This window comes from Pseudomonas sp. AC070, assembly GCF_979258635.1.
In genome coordinates this window covers 1,399,636-1,424,399 of the sequence record NZ_OZ409871.1, presented here as the reverse complement: position 1 = coordinate 1,424,399, position 24,764 = coordinate 1,399,636, and the positions used below count along the sequence as shown (strand labels likewise).

The 24,764-nt window shown below is 60.2% G+C and carries 21 protein-coding genes and 2 tRNA genes; 8 read left to right on the top strand and 15 right to left on the bottom strand.

The window, feature by feature from the left end:
- Nucleotides 1–107: 107 nt before the first annotated feature.
- Nucleotides 108–968 (top strand): lipopolysaccharide kinase InaA family protein, encoded by an 861-nt coding sequence (locus tag ACZZ0Q_RS06340; RefSeq protein ID WP_463539704.1) that lies wholly within the window; start codon nucleotides 108–110, stop codon nucleotides 966–968.
- A 159-nt stretch (nucleotides 969–1,127) separates the two neighbouring features.
- Here the strand turns inward: ACZZ0Q_RS06340 and ahpF are convergent, their stop codons facing one another.
- The 3 genes from ahpF to ACZZ0Q_RS06325 all read right to left on the bottom strand — a co-directional run bounded on the left by ahpF (nucleotide 1,128) and on the right by ACZZ0Q_RS06325 (nucleotide 4,553).
- Entirely contained in the window at nucleotides 1,128–2,684 is a 1,557-nt protein-coding gene (ahpF, locus tag ACZZ0Q_RS06335; protein WP_463539705.1) for an alkyl hydroperoxide reductase subunit F, read from the bottom strand.
- 194 nt (nucleotides 2,685–2,878) lie between these two features.
- Complete coding sequence (gene ahpC, locus ACZZ0Q_RS06330) at nucleotides 2,879–3,442, bottom strand: alkyl hydroperoxide reductase subunit C (protein ID WP_122452823.1); 564 nt, start codon at nucleotides 3,440–3,442, stop codon at nucleotides 2,879–2,881.
- Between the two features lie 148 nt (nucleotides 3,443–3,590).
- Complete coding sequence (locus ACZZ0Q_RS06325; RefSeq protein WP_463539706.1) at nucleotides 3,591–4,553, bottom strand: NAD(P)H-quinone oxidoreductase; 963 nt, start codon at nucleotides 4,551–4,553, stop codon at nucleotides 3,591–3,593.
- A gap of 137 nt (nucleotides 4,554–4,690) precedes the next feature.
- On the opposite strand from ACZZ0Q_RS06325, the gene ACZZ0Q_RS06320 reads away from it, so the two are divergent.
- Both ACZZ0Q_RS06320 and ACZZ0Q_RS06315 read left to right on the top strand, forming a co-directional pair.
- On the top strand, nucleotides 4,691–6,778 hold the full coding sequence (locus tag ACZZ0Q_RS06320) for a carboxy terminal-processing peptidase (protein ID WP_463561005.1): 2,088 nt from the start codon (nucleotides 4,691–4,693) through the stop codon (nucleotides 6,776–6,778).
- A 94-nt stretch (nucleotides 6,779–6,872) separates the two neighbouring features.
- On the top strand, nucleotides 6,873–8,633 hold the full coding sequence (locus ACZZ0Q_RS06315) for an EAL domain-containing protein (RefSeq protein ID WP_463539707.1): 1,761 nt from the start codon (nucleotides 6,873–6,875) through the stop codon (nucleotides 8,631–8,633).
- Here the strand turns inward: ACZZ0Q_RS06315 and ACZZ0Q_RS06310 are convergent, their stop codons facing one another.
- From ACZZ0Q_RS06310 to ACZZ0Q_RS06280, 7 genes are all read right to left on the bottom strand, one after another.
- Nucleotides 8,634–9,104 carry a tetratricopeptide repeat protein gene (locus ACZZ0Q_RS06310; RefSeq protein ID WP_463539708.1) on the bottom strand — a complete coding sequence of 157 codons (471 nt, stop codon included), beginning with the start codon at nucleotides 9,102–9,104 and terminating at the stop codon, nucleotides 8,634–8,636.
- Nucleotides 9,105–9,470: a hypothetical protein gene (locus ACZZ0Q_RS06305; RefSeq protein WP_463539709.1), complete on the bottom strand. Its 366-nt coding sequence runs from the start codon at nucleotides 9,468–9,470 to the stop codon at nucleotides 9,105–9,107. It abuts the gene before it with no gap.
- Nucleotides 9,467–9,793 carry a helix-turn-helix domain-containing protein gene (locus ACZZ0Q_RS06300; protein WP_463539710.1) on the bottom strand — a complete coding sequence of 109 codons (327 nt, stop codon included), beginning with the start codon at nucleotides 9,791–9,793 and terminating at the stop codon, nucleotides 9,467–9,469. Before ACZZ0Q_RS06300 ends, ACZZ0Q_RS06305 begins: the two co-directional genes overlap by 4 nt.
- Nucleotides 9,794–9,911: 118 nt before the next feature.
- Entirely contained in the window at nucleotides 9,912–10,361 is a 450-nt protein-coding gene (locus tag ACZZ0Q_RS06295; RefSeq protein WP_463539711.1) for a YkvA family protein, read from the bottom strand.
- Nucleotides 10,362–10,716: 355 nt separating this feature from the next.
- Nucleotides 10,717–11,439 carry an FKBP-type peptidyl-prolyl cis-trans isomerase gene (locus ACZZ0Q_RS06290; RefSeq protein WP_463539712.1) on the bottom strand — a complete coding sequence of 241 codons (723 nt, stop codon included), beginning with the start codon at nucleotides 11,437–11,439 and terminating at the stop codon, nucleotides 10,717–10,719.
- A gap of 314 nt (nucleotides 11,440–11,753) precedes the next feature.
- Nucleotides 11,754–11,830 (bottom strand) — tRNA-Asp (locus ACZZ0Q_RS06285).
- A gap of 13 nt (nucleotides 11,831–11,843) precedes the next feature.
- Nucleotides 11,844–11,919, bottom strand: a tRNA-Val gene (locus ACZZ0Q_RS06280).
- A gap of 160 nt (nucleotides 11,920–12,079) precedes the next feature.
- Here ACZZ0Q_RS06280 and rdgC point away from each other — a divergent pair.
- The 3 genes from rdgC (at nucleotide 12,080) to sugE (ending at nucleotide 14,427) form a co-directional block, all read left to right on the top strand.
- Complete coding sequence (gene rdgC / locus ACZZ0Q_RS06275) at nucleotides 12,080–13,000, top strand: recombination-associated protein RdgC (RefSeq protein ID WP_122452815.1); 921 nt, start codon at nucleotides 12,080–12,082, stop codon at nucleotides 12,998–13,000.
- A 21-nt stretch (nucleotides 13,001–13,021) separates the two neighbouring features.
- Complete coding sequence (locus tag ACZZ0Q_RS06270; protein WP_463539713.1) at nucleotides 13,022–13,996, top strand: bile acid:sodium symporter family protein; 975 nt, start codon at nucleotides 13,022–13,024, stop codon at nucleotides 13,994–13,996.
- 116 nt (nucleotides 13,997–14,112) lie between these two features.
- Entirely contained in the window at nucleotides 14,113–14,427 is a 315-nt protein-coding gene (gene sugE, locus ACZZ0Q_RS06265; RefSeq protein ID WP_463539714.1) for a quaternary ammonium compound efflux SMR transporter SugE, read from the top strand.
- A gap of 102 nt (nucleotides 14,428–14,529) precedes the next feature.
- Here sugE and ACZZ0Q_RS06260 read toward each other — a convergent pair whose 3' ends face one another.
- The 4 genes from ACZZ0Q_RS06260 to ACZZ0Q_RS06245 all read right to left on the bottom strand — a co-directional run bounded on the left by ACZZ0Q_RS06260 (nucleotide 14,530) and on the right by ACZZ0Q_RS06245 (nucleotide 18,255).
- A complete protein-coding gene (locus tag ACZZ0Q_RS06260) occupies nucleotides 14,530–16,404 on the bottom strand; it encodes an MFS transporter (RefSeq protein WP_463539715.1) in 1,875 nt (624 codons plus the stop codon).
- A 117-nt stretch (nucleotides 16,405–16,521) separates the two neighbouring features.
- Nucleotides 16,522–16,851 (bottom strand): AzlD domain-containing protein, encoded by a 330-nt coding sequence (locus tag ACZZ0Q_RS06255; protein WP_463539716.1) that lies wholly within the window; start codon nucleotides 16,849–16,851, stop codon nucleotides 16,522–16,524.
- Entirely contained in the window at nucleotides 16,851–17,564 is a 714-nt protein-coding gene (locus ACZZ0Q_RS06250; protein WP_463539717.1) for an AzlC family ABC transporter permease, read from the bottom strand. Before ACZZ0Q_RS06250 ends, ACZZ0Q_RS06255 begins: the two co-directional genes overlap by 1 nt.
- 121 nt (nucleotides 17,565–17,685) lie before the next feature.
- Nucleotides 17,686–18,255, bottom strand: coding sequence for a GNAT family N-acetyltransferase (locus tag ACZZ0Q_RS06245; RefSeq protein WP_463383492.1), 570 nt, complete (start codon nucleotides 18,253–18,255; stop codon nucleotides 17,686–17,688).
- A 167-nt stretch (nucleotides 18,256–18,422) separates the two neighbouring features.
- Between ACZZ0Q_RS06245 and ACZZ0Q_RS06240 the strand changes: the two genes are divergently transcribed.
- Complete coding sequence (locus tag ACZZ0Q_RS06240) at nucleotides 18,423–21,908, top strand: hybrid sensor histidine kinase/response regulator (RefSeq protein ID WP_463539718.1); 3,486 nt, start codon at nucleotides 18,423–18,425, stop codon at nucleotides 21,906–21,908.
- Nucleotides 21,909–22,191: 283 nt separating this feature from the next.
- Entirely contained in the window at nucleotides 22,192–23,103 is a 912-nt protein-coding gene (locus ACZZ0Q_RS06235) for an alpha/beta fold hydrolase (RefSeq protein ID WP_463539719.1), read from the top strand.
- A 51-nt stretch (nucleotides 23,104–23,154) separates the two neighbouring features.
- On the opposite strand, the gene ACZZ0Q_RS06230 is transcribed toward ACZZ0Q_RS06235, so the two are convergent.
- On the bottom strand, nucleotides 23,155–24,555 hold the full coding sequence (locus ACZZ0Q_RS06230) for a DNA recombination protein RmuC (RefSeq protein ID WP_463542225.1): 1,401 nt from the start codon (nucleotides 24,553–24,555) through the stop codon (nucleotides 23,155–23,157).
- Between the last annotated feature and the right edge of the window lie 209 nt (nucleotides 24,556–24,764).

Sequence of the window (24,764 nt, the reverse complement as noted above, 5' to 3'; positions counted from 1 at the left end):
GCCTGACACTCCCGCTTCCGATAGTTGGGCGGTTTCCCCGCTCTGCAAATTGGACTCCTTGGCTTACCATGGCGCGCTTTTTCTGCCCAGGCACAAGGACCGGCTGCATGCGTCACCTCAAACCGCTTACCCGCCATTACACCGAGCAAACCATTCGGGGCATCACGTTTCACCTCGAGCCGACTCAGCGGGTAGCCATCGCCGCCGCCATCGAGCAGTTCTTCGCCAACCCCGCACAACGCATCACCCTCGACCCGCCGGAAGATACGCGCCTGGTTTGCCTATTAAACGGCGAGCAACAATGGGTGCTGAAATACAACCGGCTGCAGCATTGGAAGAAGCAACTGCAGAATTACCTGGGCATTCGCAAAGCGGTGGGCTTGCACGACCTGACCAACGAATTCGTCAACCTGTCGGCCATCAGCGCCAAAGCGGATTACGTGCCGCGCATTGCCGCCTACGGCTACAAGGCCCGCTTCCCGTTTCTGCGCGAGGAGTATTTGCTGATCGGTTTTTTGCCCGATCACCAGAGTGTTGACGCGCAATTGACCGTGGCGCCTGAGCAGGCGCCAACACTGCTGCCCGAGGTGTTTCGCCTGTTCGCGCGGATGCTCGACGACGGTTTCGTGCACATGGATCCCCATCCGAAAAACATCCTCATTGCGCCGGATGGCCAACTGAAACTGATCGACTTCGAATGCTGCGCCCACACCGTCATCAACCGCGATGCCAGCCTGGGTTTTCTGATGGGCTACGTGTTCACCTACTGGCTCAAACGCTTTATCGAACTCGACGACTACCGCGCCTGTTGCGAGGGTTATCTTCAGGCAGAACAGCCTGGGCTGGATCGGCAGATGTTCGATCCGGTGTTCGAGCGTTTTCTGACCGGGCGCGTATCGCGCTCCACCCGGTATTCGATCCTGACCTCGGCTAACGCTCAGGCCGAGTTCATCCGCGCCAAGCGCTGATCGTTATGTAGGAGCGAGCTTGCTCGCGAAGCTTTTCGTCGCGACACAAAACGCTTCGCGAGCAAGCTCGCTCCTACAAGGGCAATCGCAGGTTGAGCGCAAATGCGCGACAAAAAAAGGCAGCCCGAAGGCTGCCTTTTTTGTTTATCACCGAAGCGATCAGGTGGTACGGATCAGGTGGTCAAACGCGCTCAACGACGCTTTGGCACCCTCGCCTACCGCGATCACGATCTGCTTGTACGGCACGGTGGTCACGTCGCCGGCAGCGAAGATGCCGGGCAGCGAGGTTTCACCACGGGCGTCGACGATGATCTCGCCACGGTTCGACAGTTCGATGGTGCCCTTGAGCCATTCGCTGTTAGGCAGCAGGCCGATTTGCACGAAAATGCCTTCCAGCTCGATGTTGATGAACTCATCGGAGTTGCGGTCTTTGTAGACCAGTCCGGTCACTTTCTGGCCGTCGCCTTTCACTTCGCTGGTCAGCGCGCTAGTGATCACGTTGACGTTCGGCAGGCTGTGCAGTTTGCGTTGCAGCACCGCATCGGCGCGCAGCTTGCTGTCGAACTCGATCAGGGTCACGTGGCTGACGATACCGGCCAGGTCAATGGCCGCTTCCACGCCAGAGTTACCCCCGCCGATCACCGCCACGCGCTTGCCTTTGAACAGCGGACCGTCGCAGTGCGGGCAGTACGCCACGCCGCGGTTGCGGTATTCCTGCTCGCCCGGCACATTCATTTCGCGCCAGCGGGCACCGGTGGCCAGAATCACGGTTTTGGCCTTCAGCGACGCGCCGCTTTCGAACTTGATTTCGTGCAGCTCGCCGGCATTTTTCGCAGGCACCAGAGCACTGGCACGTTGCAGGTTCATGATGTCGACTTCGTACTGCTTCACATGTTCTTCAAGGGCACGGGCCAGTTTCGGGCCTTCGGTTTCCTGCACGGAAATGAAGTTCTCGATGGCCATGGTGTCGAGCACCTGACCGCCGAAACGCTCAGCCGCCACGCCAGTGCGGATGCCTTTACGAGCGGCGTAAATAGCGGCTGCGGCACCGGCTGGGCCACCGCCAACCACCAATACGTCGAAGGCTTCTTTGCTATTGAGCTTCTCGGCATCACGGGCGGAGGCGCCGGTGTCGATCTTCGCCAGCACTTGTTCAACGTCCATGCGGCCTTGGCCGAACAGTTCGCCGTTCAGGTAGATGCTCGGCACCGACATGATCTGACGCTGCTCAACTTCTTCTTGGAAGAGCGCGCCGTCGATGGCCACGTGGCGGATGTTGGGGTTGAGCACGGCCATCAGGTTCAAGGCCTGAACGACGTCCGGGCAGTTCTGGCACGACAGCGAGAAATAGGTTTCAAAGTTGAATTCGCCTGGGAGGTTCTTGATCTGCTCGATCACGTCCGCAGCGACTTTCGAAGGGTGGCCGCCCACTTGCAGCAGGGCCAGCACCAACGAGGTGAATTCGTGGCCCATGGGAATACCAGCAAAACGCAGGCTGATATTGGCGCCGGGACGATTCAGGGCGAAAGACGGCTTACGGGCATCGTTGCCATCTTCTCGCAGGGTAATTTTGTCGGTCAGGCTGACGATGTCGTTCAGCAGGCCGCTGAGCTCACGGGATTTGTCGCTGTCATCGAGGGACGCGACGATCTCGAATGGCTGAGTAACCTTCTCGAGGTAAGCCTTCAACTGGGTCTTCAGAGTGGCGTCCAACATGATGCGGTACCTTCCGTTTACAAAATTCAGGGAAAAAAATGCCCGAGCGGATCGCGCCCAGGCATTGGGCGTGCGGAGCCGATAAAGCCCCGCAGCGCTGCTTGCTTAAACGAATTCCAAACCCAGCTAACTACGAGATGGCGGATCTGTTTTCAGTGCCGCCGCGTGACTGCGCAGCGGGCTTGGAGTCGTTTTTAGATTTTGCCGACCAGGTCCAAAGAAGGAGCCAGAGTGGCTTCGCCTTCTTTCCACTTGGCTGGGCACACTTCACCTGGGTGAGCAGCGGTGTACTGAGCAGCTTTCAATTTACGCAGGGTTTCCGACACGTCACGAGCGATCTCGTTGGAGTGGATTTCTACGGTCTTGATCAGGCCTTCCGGGTTGATCACGAAAGTGCCGCGCAGTGCCAAGCCTTCTTCGGCAATGTGCACGCCGAAAGCGTTGGTCAGCTGGTGAGTCGGGTCGCCGATCAGCGGGAACTGAGCCTTGCCAACGGCTGGCGAAGTTTCGTGCCAAACCTTGTGGGAGAAATGAGTGTCGGTGGTGACGATGTACACCTCAGCGCCGGCTTTTTGGAACTCGGCGTAGTTGTTAGCGGCGTCTTCAATTTCCGTCGGGCAGTTAAAGGTGAACGCTGCCGGCATGAAGATCAGGACCGACCACTTGCCCTTCAGGGACTGCTCGGTCACTTCGATGAATTTACCGTTGTGGAAAGCATTGGCGGTGAACGGTTTGACTTCGGTATTGATCAGAGACATTCGCTAAATCCTTCTGGTTGGAAAATTTACAGGAAGGATAGTAGGCCGATCTGCCTGAAAGAGCATATTGATTGAAACCATGGCAACGATTGCTTTACCCAATCGATGCCACGGAACAGCAATATAAAAGCGCAATGGAAACTGCTGATTAACTTAGAGATTCATCCAACAGCAACGCAACCTTTCCGGACACAGTATTGCTGGCGAGTGCAGCAAAAGCGGCCTCCACATCCTTGCTGGCAAAGGTACGCTCCAATTGCGGTTTTAGTCGACCCTCTGTGAACAGCGGCCAGACGTGCTGACTCAAATCGATCAGCAGATCAGCCTTGAATTGATCGCTTCGGCTACGCAGCGTGGAGCCGCAAAACTGCACGCGTTTGGCCAGCATCAGGCCCAAGTCGAACGTCGCTTGGCGGCCGCCCATTACACCAATGGACACCCAGCGCCCATCCAGTGCGATTACCTGCTGGTTGAGCTCGGCGTAGTTCGCGCCCACCGGATCCAGAATCACATCGAAGGGTGCGAAATCGCGCAGGCTTTCAAGGTCTTTGTCTCGCAGCACGCCGCCTTGGGCGCCAAGGCTTTCGCAATAGGCCAGACGATCTGCGGACCCTACGCTCACCCAGCACGGGTTACCGAACGCTTTGCACAATTGAATGGCCGCCGAACCCACGCCGCTGGCGCCCGCGTGCAGCAACACTTTCTCGCCGGGCTTCAACTGCGCCAGCTGAAAAATGTTCAGCCACGCGGTGGCGTACACCTCGGGAATCACGGCCGCTTCAACCAGACTCAGGCCCTGCGGGACCGGCAAGGCGTGACGGCCATCGACCACCACTTCCTCGGCCATCGCACCGCCCGCGAGCAGCGCGCAAACACGGTCGCCGACCTGCCATGAGCTGCCTGCACCGACTTCGGTGATAACCCCGGAACACTCCAGACCCAGCGTGTCGCTGGCACCCGGAGGCGGCGGATAATGGCCGGCTCGCTGGAGCAGGTCAGCACGATTGAGACCGGCCGCCGCAACGCGAATTCGGATCTGTCCGACGTCGCAGGTGAGACTTGGTCGATCTGCCCATTCAGCGCGTCCTTCAACGCCTTGCAATGCCTTCACGGTGCCTCCATAGTGAGTTCGGACTGAGCCCGGTGCGAACCATCGAGCTATTTGCATTATGCAGCCGGGGCCAACGGAACCGGCGCTCTCAAAGACGGCCTAATATGCGTTATCAACTACCCTCGCGTCGACTCAGCATGCAGCGCTTTTTACCCAGTTCCGCCTTAGCCCTTTTGATCGGTTTCAGTGCCCTCCCCCTCACGGCGTGCGCCACTGCGACCGCGAACAATGGCTGGGACACGTTGCAACCAGACCGCGAGCAGGTAATCGCCAGTCTCAATGTAGTGGAGCTGCTCAAGCGCCATCACTACAGCAAACCGCCGCTCAACGATGAGCGCTCGGTAATCATCTATGAGAGCTATCTGAAACTGCTCGATCCGTCGCGCAGTTACTTCACGGCCGGCGACATCGCCGAGTTTGATAAGTGGCGCACACAGTTCGACGATTTTCTTAAGAGTGGCGATCTCGACCCTGGGTTCACCATTTACAAGCGTCACCTCGACCGCCTGAAACAGCGCCTCGATTTTGCCTTGGGCCTGCTCAATAAAGGCATCGACAAAATCGACTTCGGCGTTGATGAAAGCCTGATGGTCGATCGCGAAAAAGCGCCGTGGGCCAAAGACACCGCCGAACTCGATGAGCTGTGGCGCAAGCGCGTAAAAGACGAAGTGCTGCGCTTGAAAATCGCTGGTAAAGAACCGGCGGCGATCCAGGAATTGCTGACCAAGCGCTACAAGAATCAACTGTCGCGTCTGGAGCAAACCCGTAGCGAAGACATCTTCCAGGCCTACATCAACACCTTCGCCCAGTCCTACGATCCGCACACCAACTACCTGTCTCCCGACAGCGCGGAAAACTTCGACATCAACATGAGCCTGTCGCTTGAAGGCATCGGTGCCGTGCTGCAAAGCGATAACGACACCGTGAAAGTGGTTCGCCTGGTGCCGGCAGGTCCTGCCGACAAGAGCAAACAGGTGGCCCCGGCTGACAAGATTGTTGGCGTTGCCCAAGGCAATGGCGAGATGGTCGACGTCATCGGCTGGCGTCTGGATGAAGTGGTCAAACTGATTCGCGGTCCAAAAGGTTCGGTGGTTCGCCTGGAAGTGGTGCCTGCCACCAACGGCCCGAATGACCAGACCAGCAAAGTCGTTTCGATTACCCGCGAAGCGGTAAAACTTGAAGAGCAAGCCGCGAAAAAATCGGTACTCAAACTCAAGCACGATGGTCGCGACTACAAACTCGGCGTCATCGAAATTCCTGCCTTCTATCTCGACTTCAAAGCGTTCCGTGCTGGCGACCCGGATTACAAAAGCACCACGCGTGACGTGAAGAAACTGCTGGCTGAATTGCAGAAAGAGAAAGTCGACGGCGTGGTTATCGACCTGCGCAACAACGGCGGCGGCTCGCTTCAGGAGGCCACCGAGCTAACCGGTCTGTTTATCAACCAGGGCCCGACCGTACTGGTGCGTAATGCCGATGGTCGTGTCGACGTGCTGGCTGATGAAAACCCAGGCACCTATTACAGCGGCCCGATGGCGTTGTTGGTGAACCGTCTCTCAGCGTCGGCTTCGGAGATTTTCGCCGGTGCCATGCAGGACTATCACCGCGCCTTGATCCTCGGCGGCCAGACCTTCGGCAAGGGCACCGTCCAAACCATTCAGCCGCTTAACCATGGCGAACTGAAACTGACCCTGGCCAAGTTCTACCGCGTCTCCGGCCAGAGCACTCAGCATCAGGGCGTACTGCCGGACATCGCTTACCCAGCGGTGGTCGACACCAAGGAAATTGGCGAAAGCGCGCTGCCGGAAGCCATGCCATGGGACAGCATCCGCCCGGCCATCAAGCCGGAAAGCGATCCGTTCAAACCGTTCCTGGTTGAGCTCAAAGCTCGCCACGATGCGCGCGTCGCCAAAGACGCCGACTTCGTGTTCACCCGCGAGCGTTTGGAACTGGCGCAAAAGCTGAGCCACGAAACTACCGTGAGCCTCAACGAGGTCAAACGCCGCGCCCAGCACACCGACATCGAAACCCAGCAATTGGCCATGGAGAACACCCGCCGTGCCGCCAAGGGCCAAGAGCCGCTGAAGGAACTGAAGAAAGAAGACGAAGACGCGCTGCCCACCGAAGACGACAAAGTGAAACCCGAAGACGATGCCTATCTGTCCGAAACCGGCCAGATTCTGCTCGATTACCTGGGTCTGAACTCGGCAGTGGCCAAGCACTGACGGAGCGTCATCAAGCAGTCATCAAACTGTCGTGAAATAAGGGGCTGATAGCGATATCAGCCCCTTTGTTTTTTCAGGACATCGAGAGCGACCCATGACCGTCACCGAGCAGTTGAGCGCGCTGGACCACATCCTTGCTCACGGCGACCTGCATAGCCTGTTTCAGCCCATCGTGTCGCTGTCCGAACGCCGCATTCTTGGTTACGAAGCCCTTACACGCGGCCCCTCAAACAGCCCGCTGCACTCCCCCGTCAATCTGTTTGGCGTAGCCCGCCATGCCGGCCGCCTGAGCGAACTGGAACTGGCTTGCCGCAAAAGTGCGTGCCGCTCATTCAGCGAGCACAAGCTGGAGGGCAAGCTGTTTCTCAACGTCTCCCCAGACTCGCTGCTGGAGCCGACGCACCAGCCCGGGCGCACCCTGCAACTGCTGCAGAATTACGGCATTCCGCCGAGCCAGGTGGTAATCGAACTAACCGAGCAATCGCCGACCGAAGACTTTTCCCTCCTGTACACCGCTCTCCACCACTACCGTGCCATGGGCTTTTCGATTGCCTTGGACGACCTCGGCGCGGGCTATTCGAGCCTGCGTTTGTGGTCCGAACTGCGCCCGGACTACGTCAAGATCGACCGGCACTTTATCGACGGCATTCACCAGGACGCCGTGAAGCGCGAGTTCGTCGGCTCCATTCTGCAAATGGCCAAGGCCTCCCGCGCGCAGGTGATCGCCGAAGGCATTGAGCTGGCTGAAGAGCTGACAGTGCTGGCTGAAATGGGCGTCGACCTGCTGCAAGGCTATTTACTCAGCCGCCCGCAGGAATTGCCGCCTCGCGATGCCCGTAGCTTGCTGCCCCAACTTGATGCCAGCGCGCCGGCACTGAACGACGAAGGCAGCGACCTCACCGCCTTGCTCAATGAACAACCTGCGGTAAAAGAAAGCTTGCCGATTGCCGCCGTGCTCGAAGCCTTTCGTGCCCAAGCGAACCTGAACTCGCTGGCGGTGCTGAACGAAGCACAGCAGCCGGTGGGCATCGTCCATCGGCACTCGTTGTCCGATGCGCTGCTCAAACCCTTCGCCACCGACCTGTTCGCGCGTAAGCCGATTAGTCGCCTGATGAGCACCGACTTCCTGGCAGTGGACATCGGCCAGAGCCTGCAAAAGGTCAGCCGCCTACTCACCAGCCGCGCGCGGCAACGTATGGAGGAGGATTTCATCATCACGCTGCACGGCCGCTACCTGGGCCTGGGGCGTGTGATCGATGTGCTCAAGCTGATTACCGAACTGAAAATTCAGCAGGCGCGGCACGCTAATCCGCTCACGCTACTGCCCGGCAACGTGCCCATTCAGCAATGCCTGACGCGCCTCTTGCAACAGAGCCGCGAGGCGGTGATTTGCTACGTGGATATCGACAGTTTCAAGCCGTTCAACGACCTGTACGGCTACGCCAAAGGCGACGAAATTCTGTTGTGCCTGGCGCAATGTCTGAATGAACGTGTAGACCCGACTCGAGACTTCGTCGGCCATATCGGCGGCGACGACTTTCTTCTGGTGTTGGGCTCGGAAGATTGGCGAGCGCGCTTGAACCGACTACTGGAAGATTTTCAGGGCCAGTGCCGGCGTTTTTACAGCGCGGAACACTTGGAAGCCGGCTGCTTCATTGCGCATAACCGCAAAGGCCACCGCGAGGAGTTTCCACTGTTGTCGCTGTCGTTGGGGGTGGTGCATTTGCATCCGTCCAGTTGCTCCACGCTGGATGCGGCGCAGCTGGCCGGCTTGGCCTCGGAAGCCAAGCGCCAGGCGAAAAATGTGCCCGGCTACAGCCTGCACATTATCGACACGCAAAAGCTTACGGCCTGATTAAATACCCAGCTCGGTGGCGCGTTGAGCGTAACGCTCGGCGAGCGCTGAGTCGGCGGCCAAGCCGTGCTCACCTTCGGCGTACAACTGCGCCAGACGGCGAGCGGCCAGTGGGTGACCCGCGTCGGCCGCCAGCGTCCACCAATGCGCCGCCTCGGTGCCATCCGGCGCCTTGCGCGTATCGCCCGCCAGGCTGAGCACGCCAAGCTGATATGCCGCCTTGGCGTCCCCGCCAGTGGCTGCCTTGCCGAGCAGGCGAATACCTTCTTCACGGGCGCCAAAACCGCGACCGCGAAACACCAGTAAATGACCGTAGAAGCTTTGCGCGGGCACGTCGTCCAATGCCGCCATGCGGGCGAATTGGCCTTCCATCCAGGCCCAGACTCGCGGCTGTTTCACCAGCGCCGGCCAGCGCAACAGGCGCCGGGCCACGAAATAGCCCAGGCGCGCTTTAACTCGCCAATAAAACACTCAGACCTCTTCCGGGTAGTCGTACTCGAATACACGCACCACTTCGGCCGCATGCCAGGAGGCCGCCGCGATGCCGTCGCTCGGGCCGCTGAAGCGTCCGAGGCGCACAGCGCATTCGAAAAAGCCGGTGCGCGGCAAACGACTGGCGCCTTGGCTAATGACCAGCGCACTACGCAGTGGGTTTTCCGCGCGGGCGTCCAGAGCCGCCAAGTGCTCCAGTGCCGCAGTGAGGGTTTGCATCGCTGGGGTTGGCAATTCCAACCGTTCGATCAGGGCGCGATACGTGAGCAGATGCCGTTGCCGGCGCGCTTCAGCAAGCTCGCCCAGAAGTGCCTGCCAGTGGTGACGACTGATACTCACGCTCACGTATCGGCCTCCCAACTGCTCACACCCAGATTCCAGGCCAGCGCGCGGCGAATGGCCGAGTCCGGCTGGCGTTCACCGCTTTCAATCATCTCGAGGTAGTGCGGGCTGATGCCCACCGTGCGCGCTAACGCTTCGACGGTCAGGCCCTTGGCCTCTCGAAGCGCAGTTAGTTCATTGAGACTGGAGGCCGACACAGCCGGCTCGCTGACCGCCACTGCTGCAGCCGGAAGTCGACCCGCCGCTTGCAATAGCGCTTGATACTCCGCCCATGGCAGCACCGCATATTCGGCTTCGCCATCACGCATGATTACCTGAACATCCATCACCGCCCACCCCATGGAAAAGCAGTGCCGACTGGCTCAGCACTTTCCTTGTAAGGGCGCATCTTAACAGCCCAAAACGAGATCGGGGCGTGATGCGCGGGGCAAGTTTTCCCCGTGATTAAGGCGCGGAATCGCCCTCAGATGATGGCACCGGTGATGGCAACCGCAGCAATTCTTCCTGCTGCGCCGGTGTTCGTGCAGCGAGCCAGGCACGGAATTCATCCAGCTCGCCGCTCCAGGTGCGCAGCAGCCAACCGAGCACGGCGATGTCATCGATGAAACCAACGCCAAGCAGCGCATCGGGTATGGCATCGATTGGCGAGAGGAAATACAACAGCGCCGCCACCACCGACAGCAGGGCTTGCGAACTGATGCCGCGATACTCACCGCGCCACCATGCCATACACAGCGCCAGTAACACTCGTAACTCTGCCTTCAATGCGCCCAGGCGACCGCCCTGGGATGCGCTCTTGCGCGTGACTGCCAGGAGCAAAGCAGGCAATCGGCCGCGGGCAATAAACCGCTGCGCCAGCGGCAGGTAACGGGCGAAATTCCATGGCGTTTTCATCGGCATTTCTCCTCAGCCCGCGTGCGTACTGGGCTGGCTGGGTTATCCACCGAAGCTGTGGATAACCTTGTGAACAAGCGGCTGGTGGTCCAAGCCAACGCCCATGGCGCGGGGCTTTGCTACAGATCGGGCATTTTTTAATCAGCGTAAAAATACCAACTAAATCAGCTAGTTACTGAAGATATAAATGTGGTACGTAAGTGTCACTTGGCGGCGATGGGAGTTGTTCGCGAAATGTGCATAACCGTAACACCCATGCTTATTTGAGACCCGCCAGTCAACCCGTGGTTCGGACTTTAGACGCGCAGAAACAACAACGCCCCGTCGAGACGGGGCGCTGGGATGACACTGAGTATTACTGAGCGGGTTCTGGAGCCGGTGCTGCGGATGGGTCTTTGATGCCCAGCAGTTCCAGATCGAAAACCAGTACCGAGTTGGCAGGAATCGCCGGGCTCGGGCTCTGGGCGCCGTAAGCGAGTTCGCTTGGGATGTAGAGCTTGATCTTCTCGCCAACGTGCATCAGTTGCAGGGCTTCAACCCAACCTGGGATCACGCCGCTAACTGGCAGGTCAATCGGGCTGCCGCGCTCAACAGAGCTGTCGAACACTTTGCCATCAGTCAACTTGCCTTCGTAGTGAACAGTCACCACGTCGGAGGCTTTAGGCTGAGGGCCGTCTGCCTTCTTGACGACTTCGTATTGCAGACCCGAAGCCGTGGTGGTCACACCGTCACGCTTCTTGTTTTCTTCGAGGAATTTCTTGCCGGCTGCAGCCGACTCTTCGGCGAGCTTGGCGCTGCGCTCTTCAGCACGCTTCTGCAGCGAAGCGAAAGCTTCCATCAGCTCTTCATCTTTGAGCTTCTGCTCTTTCTTGCCGATAGCGTCTTCGATGCCTTGAGCAACTGCCTTGGAATCGAGATCGTTCATACCTTCTTGAGCCAGGCTTTTGCCCATGTTCAAGCCGATACCGTAGGACGCTTTTTGCGCGGGGGTTTTCAGCTCAACGCTGGTCTGCGAATCGCAGCCCGCGAGCACCAGGCCAACCAAGGCCACCGCCGCCGCTAAACGATGTTGTCTCATACTCATTCCTTGTTAGTGCTAAAGAGGGCAATCGAGTGAAGCGGGGAGCTTAGCAGGCCGCCGGGATCACTGGCTACGGGGATACGAACGGGAAAAGTGCCATAAGTTCAGGCATCCAAACGGAATTTCTCCGGGAAAAGGCTAGGAAAAGTCGTGTGCATTTTTTGAACAAAAACGGGGGTTCGCAGGCGGCTCAGGTGAGCTGCAAGCGGCAATGAAAGGAGGGGGTAAAACGGGGAAGTCAGAAACGAAAAAAGCGGCCAATGGCCGCTTCCTCGTTGAGTCTCTACTTCAGTCTATAGAGACTCGTAATATGGCGCAGCGGACGGGACTCGAACCCGCGACCCCCGGCGTGACAGGCCGGTATTCTAACCGACTGAACTACCGCTGCGCGTAACCTCGATTGGTGGGTGATGACGGGATCGAACCGCCGACCCTCTGCTTGTAAGGCAGATGCTCTCCCAGCTGAGCTAATCACCCTTCACTCTCGAAGTGGGGCGCATTCTACGGAGCGATCCTCACCCTGGCAAGCCCTTTTTAAAATAATTTTTACTGACGTTCCAAAGGCTTAGCGCAGGGTTGGCCAATGGCGTTCAGGGGGGAATAATGCGCGCTTTGCGAAAAATGGAGTTCTTCCCTCATGTGGTTCCGCAACCTGCTCGTCTATCGCCTCACCCAAGATCTGCCCTTCGATGCGCAAGCACTGGAAACCGCACTGGCCGCCAAACCCGCTCGCCCCTGCGCCAGCCAGGAACTGACCACCTACGGTTTTATCGCCCCGTTCGGCAAAGGTGAAGACGCCCCGCTGGTTCATGTAAGCCAGGACTTCATGCTGATCGCCGCGCGTAAAGAAGACCGCATTCTTCCCGGCAGCGTCGTGCGCGATGCCGTTAAAGAGAAGGTCGACGAAATCGAGGCCGAGCAAATGCGCAAGGTCTATAAAAAGGAACGCGACCAGATCAAGGATGAAATCATCCAGGCCTTCCTGCCCCGCGCCTTTATTCGCCGCTCTTCCACCTTTGCCGCCATCGCGCCGAAGCAAGGTCTGATTCTGGTTAACGCTGCCAGCCCGAAGCGCGCCGAAGACTTGCTGTCCACCCTGCGCGAAGCCATTGGCTCGCTGCCGGTGCGCCCGCTTTCGGTAAAAGTGGCGCCGACCGCCACCATGACCGAGTGGGTCAAAACCCAAACCGCCACCCCCGGTTTCCACGTGTTGGATGAGTGCGAGCTGCGCGACACCCAGGAAGACGGCGGCATCGTTCGTTGCAAACGCCAGGACCTGACCAGCGAAGAAATTCAGTTGCACCTGTCGTCTGGCAAATTCGTCACTCAGCTGTCCCTGGCTTGGGAAGACAAACTGTCGTTCGTGCTCGACGACAAACTGATCATCAAGCGCCTGCGCTTCGAAGACTTGCTCACCGACCAGGCTGAACAGGACGGCGGCGACGAAGCCCTCGGCCAGCTGGATGCCAGCTTCACGCTGATGATGCTGACCTTTAACGAATTCCTGCCGCAGCTGTTCGAAGCACTGGGCGGCGAAGAAATTCCGCAAGGCGTTTAACCCCCCGTTCAGGAAATCCCCATGCGCGCACTCGCCGCTCTCAGTCGTTTCGTTGGCAATACATTCGCCTATTGGGTGCTGCTGTTCGCCGTGGTGGCGTTCTTCGTTCCGAGTTTGTTTATCGGCTTGAAGGTCGCCATCGTGCCGTTGCTGGGCGTGGTGATGTTCGGCATGGGCCTGACCCTCAAGCTCGACGATTTCGCCGAAGTCGCCCGCCATCCGTGGCGTGTGGCATTGGGCGTGGTCGCGCACTTCGTGATCATGCCCGGCGTGGCGTGGCTCTTGTGTCAGCTCTTCCACCTGCCGCCAGAGATTGCCGTGGGCGTGATTCTGGTCGGCTGCTGCCCGAGCGGCACCGCCTCCAACGTGATGACGTGGCTGGCCAAAGGCGACCTGGCGTTGTCGGTAGCCATTGCCGCCGTCACCACCCTGCTCGCGCCGCTGCTGACGCCTGCGCTTATCTGGCTGCTGGCGTCGGCCTGGTTGCCGGTGTCGTTTGCCGAGCTGTTCTGGTCGATTTTGCAAGTGGTGCTGCTGCCCATCGTGCTCGGCGTGGTGGCGCAACGGCTGCTCGGCGAGCGCACGCGATTGGCGGTGGATGTGCTGCCGCTGGTGTCGGTGGTCAGCATTGTGCTGATCGTCAGCGCCGTCGTGGCAGCCAGTCAGGCGAAGATCGCCGAGTCCGGCTTGCTGATCATGGCGGTGGTAATTCTGCACAACAGCTTTGGCTTTTTGCTGGGCTACTTCACCGGCAAGGTATTCAAGCTGCCGCTGGCGCAACGTAAATCGCTTGCGCTGGAAGTGGGCATGCAAAATTCCGGGCTGGGCGCCGCCCTCGCCAGTGCGCACTTTTCACCGCTGGCCGCCGTGCCCAGCGCGCTGTTCAGCGTATGGCACAACATATCCGGGGCGCTGCTGGCGACGTGGTTTCGCCGGATGCAAGATGACCAGCCGGCACCTGGCTCCCTGGAAAAGCCTGATCAGTCCATATCCTGAAACGTCTGCCAGGCTTGCCATCTGACAAGCCTTGTGCAAAATACCGCACAGCCTGAGGACGACCTTGGGCCTGCCTTTCACTCGGGGACGACCCCACACACTGTGGAGCTAGTCTCATGTCCTGGATCATTCTGATCGTCGCCGGCTTGTTCGAAGTGGCGTGGGCCATCGGCCTGAAATACACCGACGGCTTCAGCCGCCCTCTCCCCACCGCACTCACCGTTTGCGCCATGCTCGTCAGCCTGGGCCTACTGGGTCTTGCCATGAAAGAGCTGCCGCTGGGCACTGCCTATGCGATATGGACGGGGGTGGGTGCCGTGGGCACGGTCATCGCCGGCATCGTCCTGTTCGGCGAAGCCGTGACGCTGATTCGATTGAGTAGCGTGGCGTTGATTATTTGCGGCTTGGTTGGCCTCAAGCTCAGCCACTAGCAAGGGCAACGCCTGTAGGAGCTAGCTTGCTAGCGAACCCTGCAAACGACATTCGCGATCATCGTTTGCAGGATTCGCCAGCAAGCTGGCTCCTACAAAAGCTTACCTGATGCTGCCACGCAACTGCGCCACCTGCGCTTGCAACACGGCGGGCGTTGCCGCTTCCGGCGCCAGCGGCGTGCCGGCCACCAGGGCTATGCGCGACCACAGGCGACGGAACAAGCCCTTGTTCGGGTCTCTGCTGAAGAAACTGCCCCACAAGCCCTGCAGCGCCAGCGGAATCACCGGCACCGGGTTCTCTTCCAGAATGCGCGTCACGCCGGCTTTGAACTCGTTGATCTCGCCGTCAGTGGTCAGCTTGCCTTCCGGGAAGATCAGCACCAGCTCGCCGTTTCTCAGGTACTCGCCAATCTTTTTGAATGCCTGGTCGTATATCAGCAAATCCTCGCTGCGCCCGGCAATCGGCACAGTGCCGGCGGTGCGGAAGATAAAGTTGAGCACCGGCAAGTTGTAGATTTTGTAGTACATGACAAAGCGAATCGGCCGGCGCACCGCTCCGCCAATCAGCAGCGCATCTACAAACGAAACGTGGTTGCACACCAACACAGCGGCGCCCTCGTCTGGAATCCGATCCAGCTCGCGGTGCTCGACGCGGTACATGGAATGGCTGAGCAGCCAGATCATGAAACGCATGGTGAACTCGGGAACGATTTTGAAGATGTAGCTGTTCACCGCGATGTTCATCAGCGACACCACCAAAAACAGCTGCGGAATGGACAGCTTGGCGACGGCCAGGAACAGAATCGAGGCGATGGCCGAAACCACCATGAACAGCGCGTTGAGGATGTTGTTGGCGGCGATCACGCGCGCGCGCTCGTTCTCAACAGTGCGCGACTGAATCAGCGCGTACAGCGGCACGATGTAAAAACCACCAAAAATACCGATGCCAAGAATGTCGCCCAACACCCACCACGCCTGGCCGTAGCTCAACACTTGCAGCCAACTGTGCGGCTCGGCGGTTTGTGGGAAGTTGCCGGAATGCCACCACAGCAAGATGCCGAATACCGTCAGACCGATAGAGCCAAACGGCACCAGACCGATCTCGACTTTACGCCCGGACAAGCGCTCACACAGCATCGAGCCCAGGGCAATGCCCACCGAGAACACGGTGAGAATCAGCGTCACCACGGTCTCGTCACCGAACAGCCATTCTTTGGCGTACGCAGGAATTTGCGTCAGATAAATTGCGCCGAGAAACCAGAACCACGAGTTGCCGACAATCGAGCGCGACACCGCCGGACGCTGGCCCAGGCCCATGCGCAAAATGGCCCACGACTGGCGAAAGATGTTCCAGTCCAGCACCAGGCTCGGCAGTGCCGCCGACGCAGGCGGAATGCCTCGGCTGGCGACGTAACCGGCAACCGCGATGGCAACGATGGCGGTGGCCACCAGCGGCGCATACGTTTGCTCCGACATCATCACGCCGGCGCCGATGGTGCCCGCCAGAATGGCCAGAAACGTGCCCATCTCGACCAAGGCGTTGCCGCCCACCAACTCGTCATCGCGCAAGGCGGCCGGAAGAATCGAGTACTTCACCGGCCCGAACAGCGCCGAATGCGTGCCCATGCCGAACAGGGCGACGAACATCAGCGTCAGGTTATTGAGCAGAAAACCCGCTGCGCCTACCGACATGATCAGAATTTCCGCGAGTTTGATGGCGCGGATCAGCCGGTGCTTGTCGAACTTCTCGCCGAACTGGCCGCCCAGCGCCGAGAACAGGAAAAACGGCAGGATAAACAGCAGCGCGCACAGGTTCACCAGCACGGTGCGGTCGCCAGAGATACTGAGTTTGAACAGGATGGCCAGAATCAGCGACTGCTTGAAAATGTTGTCGTTGAAGGCGCCGAGCAATTGCGTTACGAAGAAAGGCAGAAAGCGTTTTTTACCCAACAAAGCGAACTGCGAGTGTGTGGTCATGATCCCTGTGTACCTGTGGTGAGGCCACGCCGGCCGTCCAGCATTGGACTGCAAATGCGTGACACAAAGCCACAGGGCGAAACAGATTTTGTGCCGGAACGTGCGAAAAAATTGCGCTTATAGCGGCAACTGGCCGAACGCCCAGCGCAGCAAGAAGAACACTACAAACCCGCCGCCAATGGTGGCGAGCAAGTGCCGAGTGAGGGCAGCGATCACAATCGCAGCGAAGCCGGCGAGCAAGTAAGCGTTATCCAGGCGAAGCGCCAGGTGCTCGCCATCAGGCATCAACATGCCCGGCACCACAATCGCCGTGAGCACAGCCGTCGGCACGTAATGCAAGCCTTGCAGCACCAGCGGCGGGAAGCGAAGGTTGGGCCAGGCGAACAAGCTGTAGCGCACCGCAAAGGTGATGAGTGCCATGCCGAGAATTAGCCACCACGTTTGCATCACGCGCCCTCCCCGACCACGGGTTTGCTAACGCGACGCTCCAGCGCCACCCCAACGATGATCCCGGCCATGGCCGCCGCCAGCAATCCGAGTTTGTAAGGCAGGGCGTGACACGCCACCGCCACGGCGCCAGCGACTACGGCGGCGGCCACTTGCGGCGTATTGCGCAGCAGCGGCACGACGATGCCGATGAAGGTTGCCAGCATGGCGAAATCCAGCCCCCAGCCGGCCAGGCTCGGCATCGCTTGGCCGAACAACACGCCGAGCAATGACGAACTGATCCAACACAGGTACAAGGCCAGCGCCACGCCTGCGTGGTACCAATGGCCATGGTCACCGGCGCCGTGCGCCAGGTAGCGGCGCTGCACCACAGCAAAGGTTTCGTCGGTCAGGCCAAAGGCCAGGGGCACGCGCCACGCTTGCGGCAGATGGGCGATGTAAGGCTGCAACGAAGCGCTGTACAGCACATGGCGCAAGTTGACGATCAAGGTGGTGAAAAGAATGACCGCCGCGCCGGTGCCGGCGGTGAGCAGGCTAATGGCAATGAACTGCGCCGAGCCGGCATACACCAGCAATGACATGCCCAACGCCTGCCACAGGCTGAGCCCGGCAACGCTCGCCAAGGTGCCGTAAATAATGCCGAAGGGCGCGATGCCGACAATCATCGGCACGCTGTCGCGCAAGCCGTAAGCGAACAACTGCGAGCGGTTCATGGGTGCGCCTGCCGAACCGTCGAGGTGCTCGTCCACTGGTTGATGCGTTGCGCCGCAAGCCGCTCAACACCGAAAAAATCCGCTATCTGCCAACACTCTGCTGCATTACCCGCTGCCATCGCTACCCGCTGAAACGCGCCTCCAACTGCTGCTTGATTGCCGGCCACTCGCGGTCGGTCAGGCTATATAGCACGCTGTCGTCCAGGCGCCCATCGGCCAAACGCCGATGGTTGCGCAATACGCCTTCACGCACCGCGCCCAGTCCTTCGATGGCCGCTTGCGAGCGCCCGTTGCTGGCGGCGGTTCGCAGTTGCACTCGAACCATGTCCCAGCTTTCGAAGGCATGACGCAGCATCAGGTACTTAATCATTCGGTTCAGCCCCGTGCCGTGTTGGCTGGCGTCGAGCCACGTGCCCCCGATTTCGCACGACGGCAGCTCCGGATGAAAATCGAAAAACCGCGTAGTGCCCACCAGCCGATCACCCAAGCGCACCACCAGCGGCAGCGCCTGCTCGTCGCGCTGCTGGGCAAGCGCGCTGCGGTACCAATCCAGGCGCAACGGGCCGCTCATATAAACAAGCTGCGCGCGGTTGGCGTCGGCGAGCGTGACCAACGCCGGAATGTCCGCTTCGAGCAACGGTTCCAGACGCAGCGCGCCACGCTGCAAGGTGATGAGTTGGGGCTTGAACATGACTGAATTCCTATGGACGACTGCCGGCGCGTGAGTGCGGCGATACGCTGCGTGCGACCTTAGTCGCGCCTGACTGGATGACACTTTGATGCGACACTCAGCAGCGTGCTGGCGTTCCACCTCGCCACCTCAACGCGCCAAATAAACCAGCTGTTTTCGGAGTACGCATGTCGCTGTCCAGCGGGCTGATCGCCACGGTCGCTCTGTGCTACATGGCCATTATGTTTGCCATCGCCTTTTACGGCGACCGCCGCCGCACGCCCATGCCGGCCAACGTACAAGCGTGGGTGTACAGCCTGTCGCTGGCGGTGTACTGCACCAGTTGGACCTTCTTCGGCGGCGTTGGCCAGGCCGCCGGGCAGCTGTGGTCGTTTCTGCCGATTTACCTGGGGCCCATTCTGCTGATGCTGTTCGCACCCTGGGTGCTGCAGAAAATGGTGATGATCAGCAAGCAGGAAAACATCACCTCCATCGCCGACTTTATCGCCGCGCGCTACGGTAAATCGCAGCTGTTGGCGGTTGTGGTCGCGCTGATCTGCCTGGTGGGCGTGCTGCCGTATATCGCCCTGCAACTCAAAGGCATCGTGCTCGGCGTCAACATGCTGATTGGCTCCGGCCACGTGCAAGACACCACGGGCACCCGCTCGCAAGACACCGCCTTGGTGGTGTCACTGGTGCTGGCCCTGTTCTCGATTTTATTCGGCACCCGCAACCTCGACGCTACGGAGCACCACCGGGGCATGGTGCTGGCGATTGCCTTCGAGTCGCTGGTGAAATTGCTCGCCTTTCTGGCGGTCGGTGCCTACGTCACCTGGGGCGTATTCAACGGCTTCGGCGACCTGCTCGATCAAGCTGCCGCCGCGCCGCAGCTTGAATCGTTCTGGGCCGAAACCATCAACTGGCCGTCGCTGATCGTGCAAACCGGCGTGGCCATGATGGCCATCGTCTGCCTGCCCCGGCAGTTCCACGTGACGGTGGTTGAAAACATCGAGCCGAAAAATACGCGCCTGGCCCGCTGGGTATTTCCGGCTTATTTGGCGCTGGCCGCGCTGTTTGTCATCCCCATCGCCCTGGCGGGGAAAATGCTCTTGCCGGCCGGGGTGATTCCCGACTCATTCGTCATCAGTCTGCCGCTGGCCCACGCCCATCCAGCCCTGGCGATGCTGGCCTTTATCGGCGGCGCCTCGGCCGCCACCGGCATGGTGATTGTCGAAGCGGTGGCGCTGTCAACGATGGTCTCCAACGACATGCTGTTGCCCTGGTTGCTGCGCCGGCAAAACGCCGAGCGGCCCTTCGAGGTGTTCCGCCATTGGATGCTCTCGGTGCGCCGCGTCAGCATTGTGGTGATTCTGCTGCTGGCTTACGTCTGCTACCGCTTGCTCGGTTCGAACGCCAGCCTGGCAACCATCGGCCAGATTTCCTTCGCCGCCATCACGCAACTGGCGCCGGCCATGTTCGGTGCCCTGCTGTGGAAACAGGCCAACCGCCGTGGCGTGTTTGCCGGGCTCACGGCCGGCTGCCTGGTGTGGTTCTACACACTGGTACTGCCGGTGGTGGCGCACAGTCTGGGCTGGTCGCTGGCGAAGTTTCCGGGTCTGGAATTTCTGCTGTACCAATCCATTGGCATGCAGGTCGACCCGCTGACCCGGGGCGTGGTGTTGTCGCTGGCGAGCAACTGCACGCTGTTCGTGTGGGTGTCGTACTTTTCCCGCACCCGCGTGGCTGAGCACTGGCAAGCCGGGCGATTTATCAGCCAGGAATTCGGCAACAAGCCCAGCAGCCGCAATCAACTTGCCGTGCAGGTGGACGACTTGCTGAACCTCGCCAGTCGCTTCGTTGGCGAAGAACGGGCACAGCAAAGCTTTATTCGCTTCGCCTACCGTCAAGGCAAAACCTTCAACCCCGACCAGCCGGCCAACGGCGACTGGATTGCCCACACCGAACGTTTGCTGGCCGGCGTACTCGGCGCGTCATCAACCCGCGCGGTGGTAAAGGCCGCCATTGAAGGCCGCGACATGCAGGTCGAGGACGTGGTGCGCATCGTCGACGAAGCCTCCGAGGTGCTGCAGTTCAACCGCACCCTGCTGCAAGGCGCGATCGAAAACATCACCCAAGGCATCAGCGTGGTCGACCCCGCGCTGCGGTTGGTGGCGTGGAACCACCGCTACCTGGAATTGTTCGATTACCCGGATGGTTTGATCAGCGTGGGCCGGCCGATTGCGGACATCATTCGCCACAACGCCGAGCGCGGTCTGTGCGGGCCGGGCGAAGCGGATGCGCATGTCGAGCGCCGCCTGTACTGGATGCGCCAAGGCCGTGCGCACACCTCTGAACGACTCTTCCCCAATGGCCGTGTGATTGAGCTGATCGGCAACCCGATGCCGGGCGGCGGTTTCGTTATGAGCTTCACCGACATCACTGCGTTCCGCGATGCCGAGCAAGGGCTGAAAGAGGCCAACGAAGGACTGGAGCAACGGGTTGCCGCGCGCACCCACGAACTGTCGCAGCTCAACCTGGCCCTGAGCGAAGCCAAGGGCGTGGCGGAAAACGCCAACCAATCGAAAACCCGTTTTCTTGCCGCCGTCAGCCACGACCTGATGCAGCCTCTGAACGCGGCGCGGCTGTTCTCCGCTGCCCTCGCCCACCAGGCTGAAGCGCTGCCGGGCGAGGCCCAGCAATTGATCCGCCACCTCGACAGTTCGCTGCGCTCGGCCGAAGACCTGATCAGCGACCTGCTGGATATTTCGCGCCTGGAAAACGGCCGCATCACCCCCGAGCGTCACGCCTTCGAGCTGAACACGCTGTTCGATGCCCTGGGCGCCGAGTTCAAAGCCCAGGCGCAGGAACAAGGCGTGGCCTTCCACCTGCGCGGCAGCCAATTGCGCGTCGACAGCGACATCAAGCTGCTGCGCCGCGTGCTGCAAAACTTCCTCACCAACGCCTTCCGCTACGCCAGCGGCCACGTATTGCTAGGCGTGCGCCGGTGCAGCGAAGGGTTGCGCCTGGAAGTCTGGGACCGCGGACCGGGCATCCCAGAAGACAAACGCGCGGTGATTTTCGAGGAATTCAAGCGCCTAGACAGCCACCAGACCCGCGCCGAAAAAGGTCTGGGGCTGGGCTTGGCCATCGCCGATGGCTTGTGCCGCGTGCTGGGCCACAAGCTTGAAGTGCGTTCCTGGCCAGGCAAAGGCAGCGTCTTCAGCGTGACCGTACCGCTGGCACGCACGCCTGCGCCCGCCGTCGTGAATGGCAACGGCGCCGATGCCAACGGTCACCACCTGAGCGGTGCCCATGTGCTGTGCGTCGATAACGAAGACAGCATTTTGGTCGGCATGCACAGCCTGCTGTCGCGCTGGGGTTGCCAGGTGTGGACCGCGCGAAATCGCCTGGAATGCGAGCACCTGCTGGCCGAAGACGTACGCCCGCAACTGGCGTTGGTTGACTACCACCTCGACGAAGGCGAAACCGGCACCGAACTCATGGCCTGGCTGCGCACACGCTTGGGCGAGCCGGTGCCGGGGGTGGTGATCAGCGCCGATGGGCGCCCGGAACTGATTGCTCAAGTTCATGCGGCCGGTTTGGATTTCCTGCCTAAACCGGTGAAGCCGGCGGCGTTGCGGGCGTTGTTGAGTCGGCATTTGTCGTTGCGGTGAGTACCGGAACGTGAATCGCCTGGATTGCCGTCGCCCTCGCGAAAGCGGGGACCCAGGCTTTCGGATATAACGCGGTCAAGGCATCCAACTCTCATCTCCCGCCCCAACCTTGGGTTGGAACTGGTTTTCTCCGGTCTGTCTTATTTATAGGAGCCACCGCTCTAGCGCGGCACCTGTCGACCCCATCAGCGCCAGCGCGCAACCCACGCTCTGCCCGCGGCCCTCTGGTCACCCGCGCCCTCGCCCTTCAATACTGACAACCTGCCCGAATTGGAGTGTTGCCATGACTGTTGCCGTTCACATCGCCAGCCCCGCCGCCGTAACCGATCAGGTGATGGTCGACAGCGGCGGCGTGCGCCTGGCTACGTACCGCTGGGGCAACCCAGACGGGCCGACAGTGCTGTTGGTGCACGGCTACCCCGATAACCACGACATCTGGCTGCCGCTGATTAACCAATTGGCAGCAGACTTCAACCTCATTGCCTATGACGTGCGTGGCGCTGGCGCATCGGATAAACCCCGGCATCGTCGCGACTACCGTTTGCCGCTTCTGGCCGATGATTTAGAGGCCGTGATTCTGGCTCACAGTCCCGATAAACCGGTGCATCTGGTCGCCCACGATTGGGGCTCGATTCAAAGCTGGGAAGGCGTGACCGAGCCGCGTCTTCGGCGCCGGATCGCCTCTTACACCAGCATTTCCGGGCCGTGCCTGGACCACATCGGCTACTGGATGGGCGAGCGAGGCAAGGCCCGCAGTCTTGGCGGGCTGAAGCAGATGCTCAGCCAGTTGCTCAGCTCGTGGTACATCGGCTTTTTCCACATTCCCTGGCTGCCTGAACTGGCCTGGCGCCACGGCATGGCCAGGCTATGGCCGCGCTTTTTACGCAACATGGAAGGCATCCGCCCGGTGCGCATTAACCCGACCCAGCGCGAAGACGGCCAATATGGCGTGAAGCTGTACCGGGCGAATTTCGTCCGCAGTTTGTTTACGCCGCGCCAACGGTTTACCCAGGTTCCTGTGCAGGTGGTGGTCCTCACCCGCGACCGTTTCGTGCGCCCGCACCTGTTCGATAACTTGCAGCACTGGGCGCCGAATCTGCTGCGGAGGGAAGTGGCGGCCGGGCATTGGCAACTGCTCGCCGAGCCCACTCAGTTGGCCGATTGGATCCGCAAATTTGTCGCGCAGCAGACGTAGAACCCAGTTGGCTGGCGAATCCTGGAAACGGCTTCGCCAGCAAGCTGGCTCCTACGGGTTGGGGGCTTCGGCGGAGTTGGAGACGTCGGCGGGTTCGTCCGCGTCGTCGAACTGAGGCAATCCAGCGGCACGCTCGAGCAAATCACTAGGCAAACTTTTGCTTGCCCGCGCGCCCAGCAATTTCAGATTTTCCACGCGGCTGATGATATTGCCGCGCCCGTCGGCGAGCTTGTTGCGAGCGGCGGCGTAGGCTTTGTCGAGCTGGCTCAAGCGGCTGCCCACTTCATCCAAATCCACGATAAAGGCCACGAACTTGTCGTACAGCGCGCCGGCACGTTCAGCAATTTCGCGCGCGTTCTGGCTTTGCCGTTCCTGGCGCCAGAGGCTGTCGATCACCCGCAACGTCGCCAGCAACGTCGTGGGGCTGACGATGACAATGTTCTGCTCGAACGCTTCCTGAAACAGCCCCGGATCGGCCTGCAAAGCGGCGGCGAAAGCGGCCTCAATCGGTACGAAAAGCAGCACGAAATCCAGGCTGTGCAGCCCTTCGAGGCGCTGGTAATCCTTCAGCGACAAGCCTTTCAAATGACTGCGCAGCGACACCACATGCTGCTTGAGCGCGTGCTGACGCGCGCTGTCGTTTTCAGCCACCACATAGTGTTGGTAAGCGGTGAGGCTGACCTTGGCGTCCACCACCACTTGCCGCTCGCCCGGCAACTGAATCAGCACATCAGGCTGGAAGCGTGCGCCGTCTTGCCCCTTGAGGCTGACCTGGGTCTGGTACTCGCGGCCCTTTTCAAGCCCGGCATGTTCAAGCACCCGCTCCAGGACCAGCTCGCCCCAGTTGCCCTGGGTTTTCTGCCCTTGCAGCGCGCGTGTCAGGTTGGTGGCTTCGTCGCCGAGGCGCTGGTTTAGCAACTGTAAGCGCTCCAATTCCTTGCTCAGCGAAAAACGCTCGCGCGCTTCTTGCTGGTAGCTCTCCTCCACACGTTTTTCGAACGACTGGATGCGTTCTTTCAGGGGGTCGAGCAACTGGCCAAGGCGTTGTTGGCTGGTTTCGGCGAAGCGTTGCTCACGCTCGTCGAAAATCTTTCCGGCCAGCTCGGCGAATTGCGCGCGCAACTCATCGCGCGAACCTTGCAGGTCGCTAAGCCGTTGTTGATGGCTGTCGTGTTGCTCGCGAAGTTCGGCGCTGAGGCTGGCGCGCTCGGCCGACAGCTGACGCAACTCCGCTTCCTTGAGTTCGCGCTCGCTTCGCCACTCTTGCGCCGCTTCACGGGCACGGCTGCGCTCGCTTTGCAGCAGATCGGTTTCCCGGCGCAGTGCTGCCAGCTCGGCCTGCTGCTCAGCTTTGGTTTCGATGAGGTCGGCGATGTCGTTGCGGTAGCCATCCAACTGCGCGGCCAAACCATCCTGGGCCAGTTGCGCCGTGCTCAAACGCTCGTCAAGCAGCGCCAGTTGCGACTGCGCTTGCACCAGGCGCCGCTGCTGTTGCCAGAGCAGCGCCAGCAACGGCACGGCGGCGGCGGCCAAACCAATAAACAGAGTGGGCACATCGATAGGCATGAAAGGCTCCGCGCGAGAATGGCGGGCAGTATAACCAGGGTTCCAGACGGCGGATCAGGGCGCGTTAGGCGGCGCAAGGATCAACGGCTTCGCGA

Coding starts and splice junctions, on each gene's coding strand:
- ACZZ0Q_RS06245 (WP_463383492.1), bottom strand. CDS start 18,255: ATGTTCAAGCCCCAACTCATCACCTTGCAGCGTGGCGCGCTGCGTCTG.
- ACZZ0Q_RS06255 (WP_463539716.1), bottom strand. CDS start 16,851: ATGCAAACGTGGTGGCTAATTCTCGGCATGGCACTCATCACCTTTGCG.
- ACZZ0Q_RS06340 (WP_463539704.1), top strand. CDS start 108: ATGCGTCACCTCAAACCGCTTACCCGCCATTACACCGAGCAAACCATT.
- ACZZ0Q_RS06290 (WP_463539712.1), bottom strand. CDS start 11,439: ATGAGACAACATCGTTTAGCGGCGGCGGTGGCCTTGGTTGGCCTGGTG.
- ACZZ0Q_RS06320 (WP_463561005.1), top strand. CDS start 4,691: ATGCAGCGCTTTTTACCCAGTTCCGCCTTAGCCCTTTTGATCGGTTTC.
- ACZZ0Q_RS06260 (WP_463539715.1), bottom strand. CDS start 16,404: ATGACCACACACTCGCAGTTCGCTTTGTTGGGTAAAAAACGCTTTCTG.
- ACZZ0Q_RS06300 (WP_463539710.1), bottom strand. CDS start 9,793: ATGGATGTTCAGGTAATCATGCGTGATGGCGAAGCCGAATATGCGGTG.
- ACZZ0Q_RS06295 (WP_463539711.1), bottom strand. CDS start 10,361: ATGAAAACGCCATGGAATTTCGCCCGTTACCTGCCGCTGGCGCAGCGG.
- ACZZ0Q_RS06240 (WP_463539718.1), top strand. CDS start 18,423: ATGTCGCTGTCCAGCGGGCTGATCGCCACGGTCGCTCTGTGCTACATG.
- ACZZ0Q_RS06270 (WP_463539713.1), top strand. CDS start 13,022: ATGCGCGCACTCGCCGCTCTCAGTCGTTTCGTTGGCAATACATTCGCC.
- sugE (WP_463539714.1), top strand. CDS start 14,113: ATGTCCTGGATCATTCTGATCGTCGCCGGCTTGTTCGAAGTGGCGTGG.
- ACZZ0Q_RS06315 (WP_463539707.1), top strand. CDS start 6,873: ATGACCGTCACCGAGCAGTTGAGCGCGCTGGACCACATCCTTGCTCAC.
- ahpF (WP_463539705.1), bottom strand. CDS start 2,684: ATGTTGGACGCCACTCTGAAGACCCAGTTGAAGGCTTACCTCGAGAAG.
- ACZZ0Q_RS06235 (WP_463539719.1), top strand. CDS start 22,192: ATGACTGTTGCCGTTCACATCGCCAGCCCCGCCGCCGTAACCGATCAG.
- ahpC (WP_122452823.1), bottom strand. CDS start 3,442: ATGTCTCTGATCAATACCGAAGTCAAACCGTTCACCGCCAATGCTTTC.
- ACZZ0Q_RS06250 (WP_463539717.1), bottom strand. CDS start 17,564: ATGAACCGCTCGCAGTTGTTCGCTTACGGCTTGCGCGACAGCGTGCCG.
- rdgC (WP_122452815.1), top strand. CDS start 12,080: ATGTGGTTCCGCAACCTGCTCGTCTATCGCCTCACCCAAGATCTGCCC.